This is a genomic window from Mesorhizobium sp. WSM4823 (assembly GCF_055811195.1).
This window is the reverse complement of record NZ_JBVVQL010000007.1, coordinates 138,295-152,388: the sequence shown is the minus strand read 5'-3', so window position 1 is coordinate 152,388 and position 14,094 is coordinate 138,295. Positions and strand designations below refer to the sequence as shown.

The 14,094-nt window shown below is 62.0% G+C and carries 12 protein-coding genes; 2 read left to right on the top strand and 10 right to left on the bottom strand.

Annotation, left to right across the window (positions count from 1 at the left end):
* Nucleotides 1-21: 21 nt before the first annotated feature.
* The 10 genes from AC0L26_RS19265 to AC0L26_RS19220 form a co-directional block, all read right to left on the bottom strand.
* Nucleotides 22-2,484 (bottom strand): arsenate reductase (azurin) large subunit, encoded by a 2,463-nt coding sequence (locus tag AC0L26_RS19265; protein WP_473633976.1) that lies wholly within the window; start codon nucleotides 2,482-2,484, stop codon nucleotides 22-24.
* Nucleotides 2,485-2,498: 14 nt separating this feature from the next.
* A complete protein-coding gene (locus AC0L26_RS19260; RefSeq protein ID WP_473633975.1) occupies nucleotides 2,499-3,026 on the bottom strand; it encodes an arsenate reductase (azurin) small subunit in 528 nt (175 codons plus the stop codon).
* Between the two features lie 149 nt (nucleotides 3,027-3,175).
* Entirely contained in the window at nucleotides 3,176-4,534 is a 1,359-nt protein-coding gene (locus AC0L26_RS19255; RefSeq protein ID WP_473633974.1) for a sigma-54-dependent transcriptional regulator, read from the bottom strand.
* Nucleotides 4,524-5,981: a sensor histidine kinase gene (locus AC0L26_RS19250; protein ID WP_473633973.1), complete on the bottom strand. Its 1,458-nt coding sequence runs from the start codon at nucleotides 5,979-5,981 to the stop codon at nucleotides 4,524-4,526. Before AC0L26_RS19250 ends, AC0L26_RS19255 begins: the two co-directional genes overlap by 11 nt.
* A complete protein-coding gene (locus tag AC0L26_RS19245) occupies nucleotides 5,978-6,880 on the bottom strand; it encodes a substrate-binding domain-containing protein (RefSeq protein WP_473633972.1) in 903 nt (300 codons plus the stop codon). Before AC0L26_RS19245 ends, AC0L26_RS19250 begins: the two co-directional genes overlap by 4 nt.
* A 195-nt stretch (nucleotides 6,881-7,075) precedes the next feature.
* Nucleotides 7,076-7,885 carry a formylmethanofuran dehydrogenase subunit C gene (locus tag AC0L26_RS19240; RefSeq protein WP_473633971.1) on the bottom strand — a complete coding sequence of 270 codons (810 nt, stop codon included), beginning with the start codon at nucleotides 7,883-7,885 and terminating at the stop codon, nucleotides 7,076-7,078.
* Nucleotides 7,882-8,790 carry a formylmethanofuran--tetrahydromethanopterin N-formyltransferase gene (gene fhcD, locus AC0L26_RS19235; RefSeq protein ID WP_473633970.1) on the bottom strand — a complete coding sequence of 303 codons (909 nt, stop codon included), beginning with the start codon at nucleotides 8,788-8,790 and terminating at the stop codon, nucleotides 7,882-7,884. Before fhcD ends, AC0L26_RS19240 begins: the two co-directional genes overlap by 4 nt.
* Nucleotides 8,778-10,409 (bottom strand): formylmethanofuran dehydrogenase subunit A, encoded by a 1,632-nt coding sequence (locus AC0L26_RS19230; RefSeq protein WP_473633969.1) that lies wholly within the window; start codon nucleotides 10,407-10,409, stop codon nucleotides 8,778-8,780. Before AC0L26_RS19230 ends, fhcD begins: the two co-directional genes overlap by 13 nt.
* Nucleotides 10,403-11,509, bottom strand: a complete 1,107-nt coding sequence (locus AC0L26_RS19225; RefSeq protein ID WP_473633968.1) for a tungsten formylmethanofuran dehydrogenase — start codon at nucleotides 11,507-11,509, stop codon at nucleotides 10,403-10,405. Before AC0L26_RS19225 ends, AC0L26_RS19230 begins: the two co-directional genes overlap by 7 nt.
* 119 nt (nucleotides 11,510-11,628) lie before the next feature.
* Nucleotides 11,629-12,009 carry a 4a-hydroxytetrahydrobiopterin dehydratase gene (locus tag AC0L26_RS19220; RefSeq protein ID WP_473633967.1) on the bottom strand — a complete coding sequence of 127 codons (381 nt, stop codon included), beginning with the start codon at nucleotides 12,007-12,009 and terminating at the stop codon, nucleotides 11,629-11,631.
* A 159-nt stretch (nucleotides 12,010-12,168) separates the two neighbouring features.
* Here AC0L26_RS19220 and AC0L26_RS19215 point away from each other — a divergent pair, with 159 nt between their 5' ends.
* Together AC0L26_RS19215 and AC0L26_RS19210 are read left to right on the top strand one after the other, a co-directional pair.
* On the top strand, nucleotides 12,169-13,137 hold the full coding sequence (locus tag AC0L26_RS19215) for a beta-ribofuranosylaminobenzene 5'-phosphate synthase family protein (protein WP_473633966.1): 969 nt from the start codon (nucleotides 12,169-12,171) through the stop codon (nucleotides 13,135-13,137).
* 59 nt (nucleotides 13,138-13,196) lie between these two features.
* On the top strand, nucleotides 13,197-14,090 hold the full coding sequence (locus tag AC0L26_RS19210; RefSeq protein WP_473633965.1) for an NAD(P)-dependent methylenetetrahydromethanopterin dehydrogenase: 894 nt from the start codon (nucleotides 13,197-13,199) through the stop codon (nucleotides 14,088-14,090).
* Nucleotides 14,091-14,094 lie beyond the last annotated feature (4 nt).

Genomic DNA, 14,094 nt, shown 5'->3' with positions numbered 1-14,094 from the left:
CTGATGCGTGCGCGAGCCGCCTCAGACGGACTGATATTCCTGCGACTTGAACGACAGGTGCTTCACGCCTTCCGGCGCATCCGAGATTTTCCGGATGTTTGCCCAGGTCTGCTTGTAGTTCGGCAGGATCAGCTCATTCGTGCCGGCGTTGATGACGTTGCCCTGCACGCCGGTCGGGAATCCGAACAGCATGAAAGTCTCGCCCTTTCTGGCGGTCGGCGTCGGGTAGACCATCGCCTGGGTTGAGCCGCTCTCATTGTAAACCTCGACGAGGTCGCCATTCTTCACGCCGAGTTCGCTCATGTCGTCCGGGCTCATCTCGATGAACGGATAAGGCCAGCGATCCATCACGAATTCGCTCTCCTGGTCGAGGAAGGCGTTCTGCCAGACCTGGTTCGCGCGCCCGTTGTTGATGAGGTATTTATTGTTCTTCTTCTGCTCCTCCTTGCCCGGCGCCTGCAGGCCGCGCCATTGCGCCTCCATGAAGGTCGCCTTGCCGTCCTTTGTCCCGAACTTGCCGTCGGTATAGAGACGCTTGGTGCCGATGATCTTTCCGCCTTCAAAACCTGTGGCGGGCTCCTGAAACCCGTTATTGCCCATGGCCTTCAGGCGCTCATAGGTGACGAACTCGCCTCCTCCGGCATTTTTGTTGTAGCCGTCCATGAAGGCGTCTTCCTCGGTCTTCCAGTCGTAGCCCTTGAATTGGTCGGCATAGGCATTGTCGCCCATGTCACGCAGGGCCTTCTCCATATGCTGGGCAAGCCCGGCCGCGATGAGGCAGTCCGGCCTGGCATTGCCGGGCGGGTCCATATAGCGCTCGACGAGACGCATTCGACGTTCACCGTTCATCGACGTCAGGTTCATCTCGCCTGATTCCGCAGCCGGCAGCCAGACATGGCTCGCTGCCCCGATCTTCGAAGGGATGATGTCGACATCGACCGAGAACAGGCCGCCGGCCTTGATGGCAGCCAGAATGGCGTCGACCATCGCCTGCCGGTCGCCATACGGCACCTTGCTCATCGCATCCTTCACGATGTCCGTGCGCATCTTGTAGACCATGTTGAACTGGTGGGCGTTCAGCGTGGTCTTGTAGTGGTCGCAGGCCCAGATGTGATGGACGCCGCCCTTGCCCTCGATCAGGAGCTTGTCGACATAGGCGGCGGGCCGGCCGACATGCGCATCGGAGGGACGCACATAGCCTTCCTGGTGACCGCCCATGCGCACGCAACCGCCACCCTCGCGACCGACATTGCCGGTGGCGAGCGCGACGTTCACCAGCGCGGCGTTGGTGCGATAGTTGTCGTTGCCCCAGATCAGGCCCTTCTCGTAGGCAAACATGGTGCGTCGACGCTTACCTTCCTTGGGCTCGGCGATCCATGCCGCCGACTGACGGATCTGCTCGACAGTCAGCCCGGTGATTTTCGCCGCGTCCTCGAGCGTGGTTTTGTTGGCGGCGAGCGCCTTGTCGAAATCGGTGGTCGATGCGTCGATAAAGGCCCTGTCGACCCAGCCCTTGTCCGCAATCTCGGTCAGCCAGGCATTGAACAGCACCATGTCCGTGCCGGAATTGATGGCAAGGTGCATGACGTTTTCCTTGCCCGCTTCGGCTTCGGCCGCGTTGACCGATACGGTGCGGCGCGGATCGACGAAGATGATGCGCCCGTTGGCATGCGGTTCGTCCGGAAGCTGCGCCTGTTTTTTCTGCATCGAAGTGCCACGCAGGTTCGGCACCCAGTGGTTCAGGAAATAGTTGGTCTGCGTCTCCAGCGGATTGTTGCCGACCGAGACGAGCGTATCGGCCAGCTCTGCGTCCTCGTAGCAGTTGTTCAGCTCACCGACGCCCATATCGCGGGTCGCATGGACCTCGGAATTGTAGGCCGGCCTGTTGTGGATGCGGATGTTCTTCACCTTCATGGAGCCGAAATAGAGTTTTCCAGTGCCCCAGGTGTTTTCGTAGCCGCCGGCCGAGCCGCCGTGATCGAAGACGGAGACGAACAGCCCATCTTCGCCCTGTTCCTTGACGACTGCAGCCGTGACACGCGCAACGAGATCGAGGGCATCCTCCCATGAGGTCGGTTGCATCTGGCCGTACCGCCAGACCATCGGGTCGGTCAGCCGTTGCTGCTGCGACCCGCGGGCCGTCGAGTAGCGCAGCTCGCCCATGCGGGCGCCGCGCACCGAACCGAGGCCGGAGTTCACTTCGCATTCGTGATCCGGCTTGATGACGATGTGGACGTCCTTACCGTCCTGTTTGACGATGTTGTACATCGAAGGCGCGTACCAGGCGTCGGTTTCGGCGGCCTGCTGCTCGGCGAGATTGACGCCGAATACGTTTGACGTGGCATCAGTGCCGCCCTGCTTGTTGGTCGGCCAGGTGTAGGCGTGATAGCCGCAGCCGACGATGCAATAGTGGCAGGTGACGTTGTGTTTCTTCGCATCCGCCGGAATGATCGGCAGGCGGTCGATGTGACGTTTGTAAGCCATGATCCGATCCTCCCTTAAAGTACGTTACTCAGACGGCCGTAGAGCAGCTCATCCACGCCCTCGGCATAGATGTCGCCCTTGTCGTCGATGCGGAGCGCGTATTGCGGCAGGTTAGCGGTCGACTGCCCCCATATCTGTTGCCCGCCGGCATCGGCATCGAAGCGCGAATAGTGGCCAGGGCAATTGAACGAGTGGTCGTCGGCGTTGTAGTTGAGCGGGAAGCCCTTGTGAGGACATGTGGTCGAGAACCCGACGATGTCGCCGTCAGGACCGGCGCCACCTTCCACTTTCATTCCAAGTTTCAGCAGCACACCGGGCGCGTTCTCATCGGGATAGCCGACATCGAAAGGCTCGTTTGGTTTTAAATCGGCTATATTGGCCAATTTGTTCGACGGGTATTCGACCAGTGCCAGGCCGGGTGCAGCCTTGACCTGAGCTTGCGCCGGCAGCGCCACAGCGGTGGCCACGCCGGCGGCGGCGAACGCTCCTCCTCTTAGAAATTGACGGCGGCCGACGTCGACCAGCTTGTTGCAGCGATCCATGCATTCCTCCCCTTGGCGAAATCGTCGCAAGCGGCCTGGCAACGCCCGTGCCAACCCAGAAGCCGCCGATTTCATTCGAGAAACTGCTGGAAAGGCAGCGCCATGGAGCCTGCACGTTCGGGAATTCGGACATGCTGCACGCCGAAGGTTCAGGAAGTCGAACGCGCCCGATCGGCGACGCCTAGCCGCGTCATCTTCTCCCAAAGCGTCGTTCGGGAGATCGCCAGCAGCCCGGCTGCCTTTGCGATTTGACCGCCGGTTTCGTCCAGCGCGCGCTCTATCTGCCGCCGCTCCGCGGCATCGCGAACGTCGGCCAGCGGGGCGAATGCGGCGCTTCCGGGCTTTGTTGTCCGTTCCGGGAACAGGTCACCGGGCATGATCCATTCACTGGTCGACAACGCCACCGCCCGCTCAACGCGGTTTCTAAGCTCCCGCACATTTCCGGGCCAGGGATAGGCAAGTGCAGCCTCCTCGGCCAGCGCGCTGAAGCCTCGGATCCGGGTATCGGAACGGGTTGCTGCATTCTCGAGGAACTTGTCGAGAAGCCAGGTGATGTCCTCATGCCGCTCGCGCAGCGGTGGAATCGTCACCGGCAGGACCGCAAGTCGAAAATAGAGATCTTCGCGGAAGCGCGACGGCCCGTCGCGTTGGTCCCCCTCGCGTTGGCCAAGGTCGCGATGAGTGGCCGAAACGACCCGTGCTCGAAACGTGCAGGGCGTCTCGCCCCCTACGCGATTGAAACTGCCATCCTCTATGAGCCTGAGCAGTTTTGCCTGGAGCGGGATTGGCATATCGCCGATCTCATCCAGGAACAACGTGCCCTTTCCGGCCCGCTCGGCGTATCCGAGGTGCCGCTGTTGCGCACCGGTAAACGCCCCTTTTTCGTGGCCGAAAATCTCGCTTTCGAGCAGTTCGGCGGGAATAGCCGCACAGTTCACGGCGATGAACGGCTCCAGGCGCCGAGCCGAAACCTCATGAAGCAGGCGGGCCGCGACCTCTTTCCCGGATCCGGTCTCGCCGGTGATCAGCACAGGCAGATCGTGGCCCGCGTAACGACGCAGCAGATCTTCAGCATGCTGGATGGCCGGGGACTCGCCGAGGAAATAGCCCTTGAGGCGAAGCTGGTTATGCGTCGTCCGCCGCCCGGCATCGATGCGTCGCAGGAATTCATCCATCGCGAACGGCTTGGTCATGAAATCGACCGCGCCGGATCGCATCAACCGGACAGCTTGGTCAATCTCGCCATGGCCGGTCACGAAGATAAAGGGTGGGGAATTCGGCAAATTGGCAAGCTCGCCGAAAACCACTTCGCCGGAAATATCCGGGAGGCGGACGTCACAAATCACCAGATCGAGGGAATCGCGGAGGCCCTCAATTCCGGAGATGGCATCTCGCCCCGACTGCCACCACGTCACTCGCCAGCCCTCGAGCTCGAGGCGCTGGACGATCGAGCCTCCCATGACGGGATCGTCCTCGACAAGGCCTATCCGGGCGCGGTCAGGCGGCATGGGCTTGAGCGTCCTTTCTGTCGAAGGGAATTGTGAGCGTGACCGCCGTCCCTCCGCCTCTTTTGGGTGCGATACTGGCACGTCCGCCGAGGTCGTCAACCACGCGGCGGATCATCCAGAGGCCGAGCCCACGCCCCGAGCGTAAGGCGGGACCGGGATCCTGATCGATGAGAATCCCCGCGATGTCGGACGGCATTCCGGAGCCCTGGTCGCCAATTTCGATATGCAACCGGTCTTCCCAGCTCGTCGCCTTCAGCGAAACCACCCCGTCTTCAGGAGTGACGGCGCTTGCGTTGAGGAGGAGATTGAGGACCGCCTGACGGACCGGACCGCCTCGGATGGGCAGTTCCGGCTCGCCGTTCCATTCGACGCCCCAATCAAGCCGCTGCCGCTTCCGGCGCAATTCCGGCTTGAGCAACAGACGGACATCATCCAGATCGGTAGCAGTCATGGGGCGCTGCGATCGTTCTGGCCGATAAGTCGCGAGCGCGGCCTCCACCACGTCCCGAATGCCCGCAAGGCCGCGCTCTATCAAGCTGATCGATGTGTCGCGAACACCGGGGGTTTCGCCATGGGTCTTCAACGTGTCCAATGCGTTGAACAGGCCGCCAAGCGGATTGTTGATCTCATGCGCCATGCCGGAAGCGAGGCGCCCGAGGCTCGACAGCTTCTCTTCCTCGGCGAGCTGCATGGCGAAGTTCGCGCGCTCACGCTCGGCATGAACGAGGGCGTTATAGCCGCGGAACAGGCCCGCGACTTCGGAATCCCAGGCCGGGATTTCCCTGGATGAGATTGGTTCGGCAGCGCCATGCGCTGCGGAGCGCATGTGATCCTCCAGCACCCGCATAGGGCCGATCATCTGTCTCACCAGCATGAACCCGCCCAGCGCAAACGAAGCCGCAAGCACGCCATTGGTAATGAGCAGCGTGACCAGAATCTCACGCCGCTCGGCAAAGAGGTGCGAAACGTCGAATGTGGCGTGGATCGTCCCTATTGGCTGACCCTGATAGACGAGATCGCGGTGGGCGAACCCGGTCAACTTGGCCTTGTTGATCGTCACGACATCGGGACCATAGCGATTGAGGTAATCCGCCGACAACTCGGAAAAAGTCGCGATCCGGTTCGGATCGCTCGCTGCGAGTACCTTGCCATCTGAGCCGGTCACCACGGTTTCGATCGGAGCGAGGGATTCATAGGACGCCGAGGATCTGTCGAGCGCGTCGAACACCTCCCAGACGTCCGCCCGCAACACGGCCGGCACGACCGCCGATGAAAGACCATCCAGATATGTTTCGGCAAGGCCGTTGAGGAAGCTTTCCTGTGTCCGCGACAGCCGGTCGAGCACTCGCTCGGAAATGGCTGCACTGATGACCACCATAAGCAAAGCGACAAAGACCGGCACGCGGTACGAGACGGGAATCGATCGGAAACGCCGGAGCAGTTTCATCCAAACTGCCTCACGGTTTCCACTTTGTCCGCAATCGCGTCGAAGAGCGACGGATCGGTTGCCACGAATCCGTCCAGACGAAGCAGGGCAAGGACTTTCCGACCTTCGGCGTCATCCTGCATGGAAATCAAAGCCTGCTGCAATGCCTTGACGCGTCGATCGTTGGAGGCGGACTTCGGCGACGCTATTGGCGGAAAGCCCAGCCATTCCGACTTGCGGACGATCCTTGTCTGCTTCACCAGATCCGGCTCGGTCTCGCGCATGACCTCGTAGACGTAGCCGTCTACGCTGCCCGACTGAGCGAGGCCCGAGGCGACCGCCCTGATGACGTTTCGATGTCCGTAAGTGAAGAAGCTTCGCGCGAAGAAACTGCCGGGCAGCTGGCGGTTCTCCGCAAGCAGTGCCCGCGTCACCAGAAACCCCGAATTTGAATCAGGATCCGAGAACGCATGGACGTCGCCCTTCAACCCGATCCAGTCATCCACGTCACGACCAGCCGAAGAGATCAGGTACGACTGGTAGAGCGGCTCGCCGTGCCAGACCGGAGTTGCGACAAGGTCGAGATCGGCCTTGAACTGCACGTATGGATAGCCGCAGATCCACGCCGACTGAATCTGCCCGGAAACCAGCAGCGCTGTGATTTCCTGATATGTGCGGCGCGTGACGAGCTCGATCCGGCCACCGATCCTGGCGCCCAGATAGCTGCGCAGATGGCCAAGCAATTCGAGATCGTTCGAGAGGAAGACCGGCGTCAGGCCGAATTTGAAACTCTCTTCTTCGGCGCCGAGGGCAACGGGGGCGAATACGATCGCCGCACCCGAAACAGCGGCCGCAATCAGATCACGCCGTGTGATCGGAACGCCGTCGGTGGCCCTGTTCGGGTTGCCTAGGTTCCCCAAGAATTGCCTCCCGACCGGAACAAGTGGGTGTCCGGTCGATCTGATCATATCCGAAAATGTAGAAGTCTAGGAACTGCAAAAGCGAAACCCGGATTTTGGCGGCGGGGCAGGTAGAAGGTAAGCAGAACTAGATGAGCGAAATCCTGTGGCGGGACGGAGCCGATCAAGATAGGCGATCGATCGTAGCTGTACGCCTCAGCGAGGGAAAAGAACCTCACCCATTCCAAGCACCGAATTATCGCCGCCATATTTTTGCGGGGCATTGCCCAGAAGCGGCCGTTTCAAAATACCTTCCGCGATCAGATGGCGATCGATGACGGCGGCGAAGACGCTCTCCGGCGCGCCGCATTCGACGAAGCTCGGCGACAGGCTTTTCGGCGCGCGATCGAGCAGGATCGAACCGCGACGCATCAGATAGCCGGGCATCTCGCCGGTGCCGCCGGCCACCACCAGCGTGCCGGCGATCATGCGGCTGCCGGCATTGTCGCCCGAGCCTTTCAGCACCGCGATCAGGCCACGCCGCATGCGGTCAGCGGCAAAAGCGCCGGCTTTGCCCCTGACGATCAGCACGCCGCCATTCATGCCGGCCAGCTCCCCGGCAAGCGGCGCAGCGAGGTGATCGCCGGCGTTGCCTGTTATTTCAAGCCTGCCGCCGCGCATGCCGGAGCCGGCATGCGGCCCCGCATTGCCTTCGATCGTCAGCTTGCCGCCGCGCATGACGCGCCCGGCCTGGGCGCCGGCATTGCCGATGACGCGAACCGAACCGCCTCGCATGCCTTCCGCCACCCGATCAAGGCGCGCGCTGCCGCCTTCGAACACGATGTCCAGCGGATCGTTGCCGGCGACGCGAAAAATATCGCCGACCTTCGATCCATGCTTCGACATGCCGATCTGGATTCTTTCGATGTCGCGCCTTTCGATCCCGGCAAGCCGCTCCGGCGTCAGCAGCGACAGGTCGAGGCGCTCGGGCGGTTCGGCGACAAGGGTGAAGGTCAGCGCCTTCATGGCAGCATATCCTTCAGCGAATAGATGAATTTGCCGAGCTTGCCGCCGTAATTACCGGCGCCGATGCGAACCGCGCCGCTCTTCGGCCCCAGCTCGATGACCGCCTTGATGCCGGCCTTCATCGCGGCGGCAACGGCATCGTTGGTCTCGCCGTCGATGACGATCTCCAGGACGGCGTTGATGTCGGGACCGAGCTCGCTCCTGACGACGCCGCGCAGCGTCGGCGCGTAGGCTTCGTTGGCCGAGGCGATCATGCCCTTGTATTTACCGCCGATCTTGGAACCCGAACGGGCAATGCCGCCCGGAAATGGCACGATCGCGCCGGGCACCAGGCCTATCGCGGCAACCGCGGCCTCGGCGGCAAGCAAGGCCTTGGCGCTGCTTTCAGCCATGACAAAGAAATTACCGCCGCCGACGGCATCCTTCGTCAGCCCGGTCGTCGCTTCGCACAGGAATTCGCCGTCCATGACGGGAACGCGCCAAAAATGCCTGCCGCCGAGTTTCTTGGAAATCTGCCAGCCGTCGCCGAAATAACGCAGCGCCGAACCGAGCTTCAGCTCGGCGCTGCCCTCCAACCCGGCGAAGCAGGCCGAACCCGGCGAAGTCAAGACACATTGGCCGACGCGATTGAGCAGTTGTTTCTGCAGTTCGTCGGTTCCCATCGCAAAAATCATCACGCGGCAGCCGGGCCGGCCATCCGGTGTGGCCGATGGCGGCAGTTCGACATCGATTGCCGCTTCGCAGCCGCAGCCGATCACCGAAGTGGCAAAGCCGGTCATGGTGATCGCCGCCTGGCGCGCCCATTTCCGGTTCGGCGCCGTGATGATGATGGCGGTCGCGCGCATACCGAACGCCTCGGCAAAGGTATCGTCGATCACGATGCCATTTACGCTTACGTTCGGCATGAAACCTCGCCGAATGGCTGTTCGCGCGCGATCGCGGACTCTGGGAAATTGAACCAGTCCAGCGACAGGCCATAGCGTTGCTGGTGATAGTCTTCCAGCCGCCGCACCATGGCCTTGTCCGGCGACGGTTTGAGCCTGAGCGCCTTGCCCCAACGGTAATGGGTGATTTCCCCATCCTGCACGACGAGATCGCCATCCTTGAACACATACGCCGCCTGCCCGAGCATTTTCGCTATGTTTCCGTCCCTGCGGTAGACAGCGATATCGGCTATGGCGCCGGCGCCGAGATGGCCCCGGTCTGTCAGCCCGAGCAGCTTGGCTGGGGCCGCGCGCGTCATGATGGCAATGTCCTCGAACGTGTATTCGCGATCGATTGTGGCCAGGGTGGAACGCGCCATGACGGATTTTGGAAGTCCGGCAATCGCTTCGGCGCGCGCTTCCCGGCTCATCAGCAGCTCGAACAGGGCCGGATAGGCGGTAAACGGCGCGCCATTGGGATGATCGGTGGTGAAGAAGACACGCCAGGGATCGTCGATCAGGAGAAAAAGCTCGAGCCCGATCGCCCACTGCATCGCGCCATAGAAATCCTTGCCATAGCTGTAGGGCACGACGCCGCCGCCGTTACCGTCGCCGTCATGAATGACGGATTTCTTCGGGCTCGCACTGCCACGCGCCGAAAACTGCCGCATCACGTCGGAGGAGACAGTGACCGTCTGACCGAACATAACCTGGCCAATGTCGATGGTGACCTCCGGCGTCGCGTTGACCAGTTCAGCAAGACGCGCCGCGGCCGAGGAAAACCTGCGCTTGCCTTCCGTGCCGTAGCCGTAGAACTGGAGATGGGCGAGGTGCATCGGCAACCCTTCCGCCGCCGCGATCGTCGCTGCCGCAGTATCCGCCGATCCTGGGCTGCCCAGATTGTTGCAATGGACATGCAGAGGATGTGGGACGCCAAGACTATCGACGGCCGCCTGCAGCGTCTTGACGATCTTGCGCGAGCTGACGCCATAGGAAGGCACCACATCGTCCAGCGAGAAGGTGCGGACGTTTTCCTTGAAGGCCGCCGCCGCACCGGCGTTGATCACCTTGACCCCAAGCGCCCGCGTCGAGGAGACGGTCCAGGCGACATAGTCCTCGATCATTTGAGAGGAAGCGTCGTCGCGGATCATCGACAGCAGGAAATCGTCGTTGCCGAGAATGGCGAGCGTCGCCTTGTCGATGATCGGGATGTCGGCCAGTTCGAGATGGGTGTGAAGGGCGGCTCCCGGCGACATCGCCGGCTCGACGACCGTGGTGAAACCCATTTTGGCGTAGAGACAGCCGGTCTGGAACGTCGACCAGCCGGCATTGGAGAGCGGCGTCGTTGCTGGCCGCGCCTGATGCGCGGCATGCTGCTCGGGCAGGAGCAGCCGTGCTGTATTCACGTTGCCGCCGCCGATGTGGGAATGGATGTCGATGGCGCCCGCCATCACGATGCAGCCGGCAGCGTCGATGGTCCGGTCGGCAGTGCCCCCCGCCGGCGCCGCAACGATCTTGTCGTCCCCGATCCAGAGGTCGCCCTTGCCGAGACGCCCATTGACGGGATCGATGATGTCGCCGCCCGCAATTTTCGTCAGCATGGCAATGCCGTCCCGGCGGAGACATGACTGGCAACCAGGCGGATAACAGTCGCAACAGAAGGCAGTTCGGACGCCGCTCGCGCATCGACCGACCGCAGCGAACCGGTGCGGCTGGAATAGACCACCGCCTCGTGGTCGACGCCCGCTTCGCCGATGGCAATGGTGACCGCAGCGCCCGCGACCGGCTCCTGTGTCTTCGCCAAGGCGATCAGCGCCATGCGGTTCTTTTTCTTCTGCGGCTGGACGATCGAGGAGGAGATCCGCAGGTGCAGGTCGGCTTCGCCGGCAGCGATCATGCGGCCGACATCGTAACGCCAGGGGTCGAATTCCGGGAAGCCGCGCGCAAAGCCCGTGCGCAACGGAAAACCCGTCATCCAGGTCGAGGCGAGCGCGCTTCCCCAGCCGTTTTCACTCGCCGGCAGATGAAGGCCGGATGCGCGCGACTTGCGGTTGAGGTCAGTGATCAGTCCTTGCAGCATCTCCAGCGCCAGGCCTTCGGTCGCGTCGCCAGAAAATAGAAAGACGGGAAAATGCGCACCCTCCAGGGCTTTGGCGAAATCGTCGAAATTAGACACCGGTTGCGATGTCTGACGTCCCCTGCACTGCGTCCTCAGCGCTGCCAGCGTCGCGCCGAGGCTTGCCTCGCCGCAGGACAGGAGCGTCGCCGCCCGCCCGTTACTCAACGGCGGCGCAGACGTCCCGTTCGACCCGACCAGAAAGAATTCGCGCTGATTCTTGGCCGAGAGATCGGGGGCCGAGAGATCGGGAACCGTGGCCGAGAGTTCGCCGACAAATTCATGATGGATCTGCGGGAGTTCGCCCACAATCACCACGACATCGGCGCGCCGGCGCGTCTCGCCGGGTGCAACCGTCATCGCGCCTTTGTCGGTAAAAAGCGCGGTCTCCCGGGAAACTGCCGCGCCGTCGGCATGATCGTATGCCGCGCCAACCCGCTCAGCCAGCGCGATTGCCGCCCTGGTGCCGTGTATATCCGTATCCAAGCTGAAGACCGGGCACCGGCTTGACCCCAACAGCGCGGCGGCATGTGCAGCCGCGCGCTCGACCAGCGTTTCCCGGTTGCCGATCCAAGCAACCGCCATTCACTACGCTACTTTCTGGTGCCGGCCTGATCCTAGACGAAACTGAATTGGCCGTGAACCCCGCCTGTCGGCAGATTAGCGAATGTTTTTCATATGCTATCAACAAATTCCGACCGCGCTTAATCATATTTGATGTAAGCGAAGCGCTGATCGGTCGGCGGAGTGCCTTCCAGCGCGCCGCCTTCCTTGGCCGGCTGCCACTGGACGACATCCTCGATCTTCTTGGCCAACTCGAAGTCTTTGTCGGTGATGCCCTTGGCTGCGTGGTTCATCAGGCGCACCTCGACCCAGGCATAGGACGCCGTGATGTCGGGATGGTGCCACGCCGCCTCGGCGAGATGGCCGACCGTGTTGATGACCATCAGCGTCGATTTCCAGCTGTGGGTTTTGTATTTGCGTCGGATCCAGCCGTTCTCGTAGCACCATTTCGGCAGCTCCTTCTCGAGCCGCTCGGCAATCTCGGCTTCAGAATAGACCTTTTCCTTAAGCGTCTCGCTCATCTCGATCTCCGCGAATTGCCCGGTCCGTTTTCGCACCAGGGCCAAAGAAGATAAAACGAATGCACTCTCTCCGGCTTGCCCCTTCGACGAAAACAGCTATCATGGCGATGGGCACCTAAACTTCCATGATGCGTCTATGATGCACCCATCGGGGGGTAGATGTCGAATTCTGTTACCATACGAGTGCCCGCCCGCCTGCACCTTGGTTTCCTCGATCTCAACGGCGATACCGGCCGCCGCTTTGGCAGCGTCGGGCTACCTCTAAGCGAACCCGAAACAGTCGTTACCCTGTCGCGGTCCAGCGAGACCATTGTCGAAGGCACCGAGAGCCGTCGCGCCAGCCAGCATTTGTCGACGCTCTGCAGCCATCTTGGCATTCGCAGCCAACATCGTCTGGTGGTCGAGCAGTCGATCCCGAGCCATGCCGGCCTGGGCTCCGGCACGCAGATTGCCCTTGCCGTCGCCTCGGCGCTGCGCACGCTCCACAAACTGCCTCTCGATGTCGGCGGCGACGCGACCCTGCTCGATCGCGGCGGACGATCCGGCATCGGCATCGCCAGTTTCGACAGCGGCGGTGTCATTGTCGACGCCGGCAAGGACGACAGCGGCAGGCCGCCGCCGGTCGTGGCGCGATTGCCGTTTCCGGAAGAGTGGCGCGTCATCCTGATCCTCGACCATGCCGGGCATGGACTGCACGGCGATGACGAAATCGCGGCGTTTCGTTCGCTGCCGCCCTTCCCGGCTGCCGGCAGCGGCGAGATCTGCCGGCGGGTGCTGATGGGCATCATGCCGGCTCTGGTCGAACACGACCTTCCAGCCTTCGGCGCCGCCGTGGCCGCGATCCAGATGCTGATCGGCACCCATTTCGCCCCGGCGCAAGGCGGCGTTTTCACCTCCAAGCGGGTCGAGAGGGTGGCCCATGCTCTCAATGAATCAGGCGCCGTCGGCATCGGCCAGAGCTCGTGGGGACCGACAGGATTTGCCTTTGCCCCATCGCAGGAGGCAGCAGTCGGGTTCGTCAGCACCGTTCAGCAGACGGTTGAAGACGGCATCGAGATCAGGATCGTCAAGGGCAGGAATTCCGGCGCGAAGATCAATTCGACCAGACTTGATCTCGTCGGCAGCTGACGGGTCGGCAACGCGATCACGTTCAAGCTGACAGGCGAGAAATGGCAGAAAGGCGAGAAATGGCCCGCAAACATATCCTGCATATGCTGACGCCGTTGAAACACATGAGCCCTTTCGACGTGAATATGGCGCTCGATGCAGGCTTCGACGCCGTCGTCCCTTATGTCGATGTAAGCCTCGGCGAGGTGACAGGCCTCGTGCAGGACGCGATCTTTTCGCGGCCGCCCGATGCGGGCGTCGATACCGGCATCTTCATCGCCGGCAAGGATGCCTCGCTGGCGCTCGACATGTTCGACGCAGCTGGAAAGGCGATGGTGCCGCCCTTCCAGGTTTCGGTATTCGCTGACCCGGCCGGCTCGTTCACCACCGCCGCGGCGATGGTGGCCAAGGTCGAAAAAGCGCTGGAGAAAAAATTCGAGCGTGGGCTGAAAGACACCAGGATCGCGGTTTTCGGCGCCACCGGTGTCGTCGGCTTCTGCACCGCCGTCATCGCCGCCAGGGAGGGCGCCCGGGTCACGCTTGTCGGCCATGACGGCATCGAAAGGGTCGAGCAGATCGCGGCAGAGATCAAAAGCCGATTCAAGATCGACGTAGACGCGGCTGACGGGTCGAGCGACGCCCGCAAGATCAAGCTGGTCGAGGCGAGCGAAGTAATCCTGGCTTGCGCCAAGGCCGGCGTCCAGGTGGTCTCGAAAGCCCAGTTGAAAGGCGACGGCCTGCTTATTGCCGCCGACGTCAATGCGGTCCCGCCGGCCGGCATCGAAGGCGTAGCCGTCAACGCCAATGGCGATCCGATCGAAGCGACAAACGCTGTCGGCATTGGTCCGCTTGCCATCGGCAACGTGAAATATAAGGTCGAATTCGGCCTCTTCAAACGAATGATCGAAGCCGAAAAAACCATCACGCTCGATTTCCAGGAAGCGTTTTCCCTTGCACGCGAGATTGCCAAATAACGCC

Excerpts from the sequence above, each read along its gene's own strand:
- AC0L26_RS19265 (WP_473633976.1), bottom strand. The coding sequence starts at position 2,484 with ATGGCTTACAAACGTCACATCGACCGCCTGCCGATCATTCCGGCGGAT.
- AC0L26_RS19260 (WP_473633975.1), bottom strand. The coding sequence starts at position 3,026 with ATGGATCGCTGCAACAAGCTGGTCGACGTCGGCCGCCGTCAATTTCTA.
- AC0L26_RS19255 (WP_473633974.1), bottom strand. The coding sequence starts at position 4,534 with ATGCCGCCTGACCGCGCCCGGATAGGCCTTGTCGAGGACGATCCCGTC.
- AC0L26_RS19250 (WP_473633973.1), bottom strand. The coding sequence starts at position 5,981 with ATGAAACTGCTCCGGCGTTTCCGATCGATTCCCGTCTCGTACCGCGTG.
- AC0L26_RS19240 (WP_473633971.1), bottom strand. The coding sequence starts at position 7,885 with ATGAAGGCGCTGACCTTCACCCTTGTCGCCGAACCGCCCGAGCGCCTC.
- fhcD (WP_473633970.1), bottom strand. The coding sequence starts at position 8,790 with ATGCCGAACGTAAGCGTAAATGGCATCGTGATCGACGATACCTTTGCC.
- AC0L26_RS19230 (WP_473633969.1), bottom strand. The coding sequence starts at position 10,409 with ATGCTGACGAAAATTGCGGGCGGCGACATCATCGATCCCGTCAATGGG.
- AC0L26_RS19225 (WP_473633968.1), bottom strand. The coding sequence starts at position 11,509 with ATGGCGGTTGCTTGGATCGGCAACCGGGAAACGCTGGTCGAGCGCGCG.
- AC0L26_RS19220 (WP_473633967.1), bottom strand. The coding sequence starts at position 12,009 with ATGAGCGAGACGCTTAAGGAAAAGGTCTATTCTGAAGCCGAGATTGCC.
- AC0L26_RS19215 (WP_473633966.1), top strand. The coding sequence starts at position 12,169 with ATGTCGAATTCTGTTACCATACGAGTGCCCGCCCGCCTGCACCTTGGT.
- AC0L26_RS19210 (WP_473633965.1), top strand. The coding sequence starts at position 13,197 with ATGGCCCGCAAACATATCCTGCATATGCTGACGCCGTTGAAACACATG.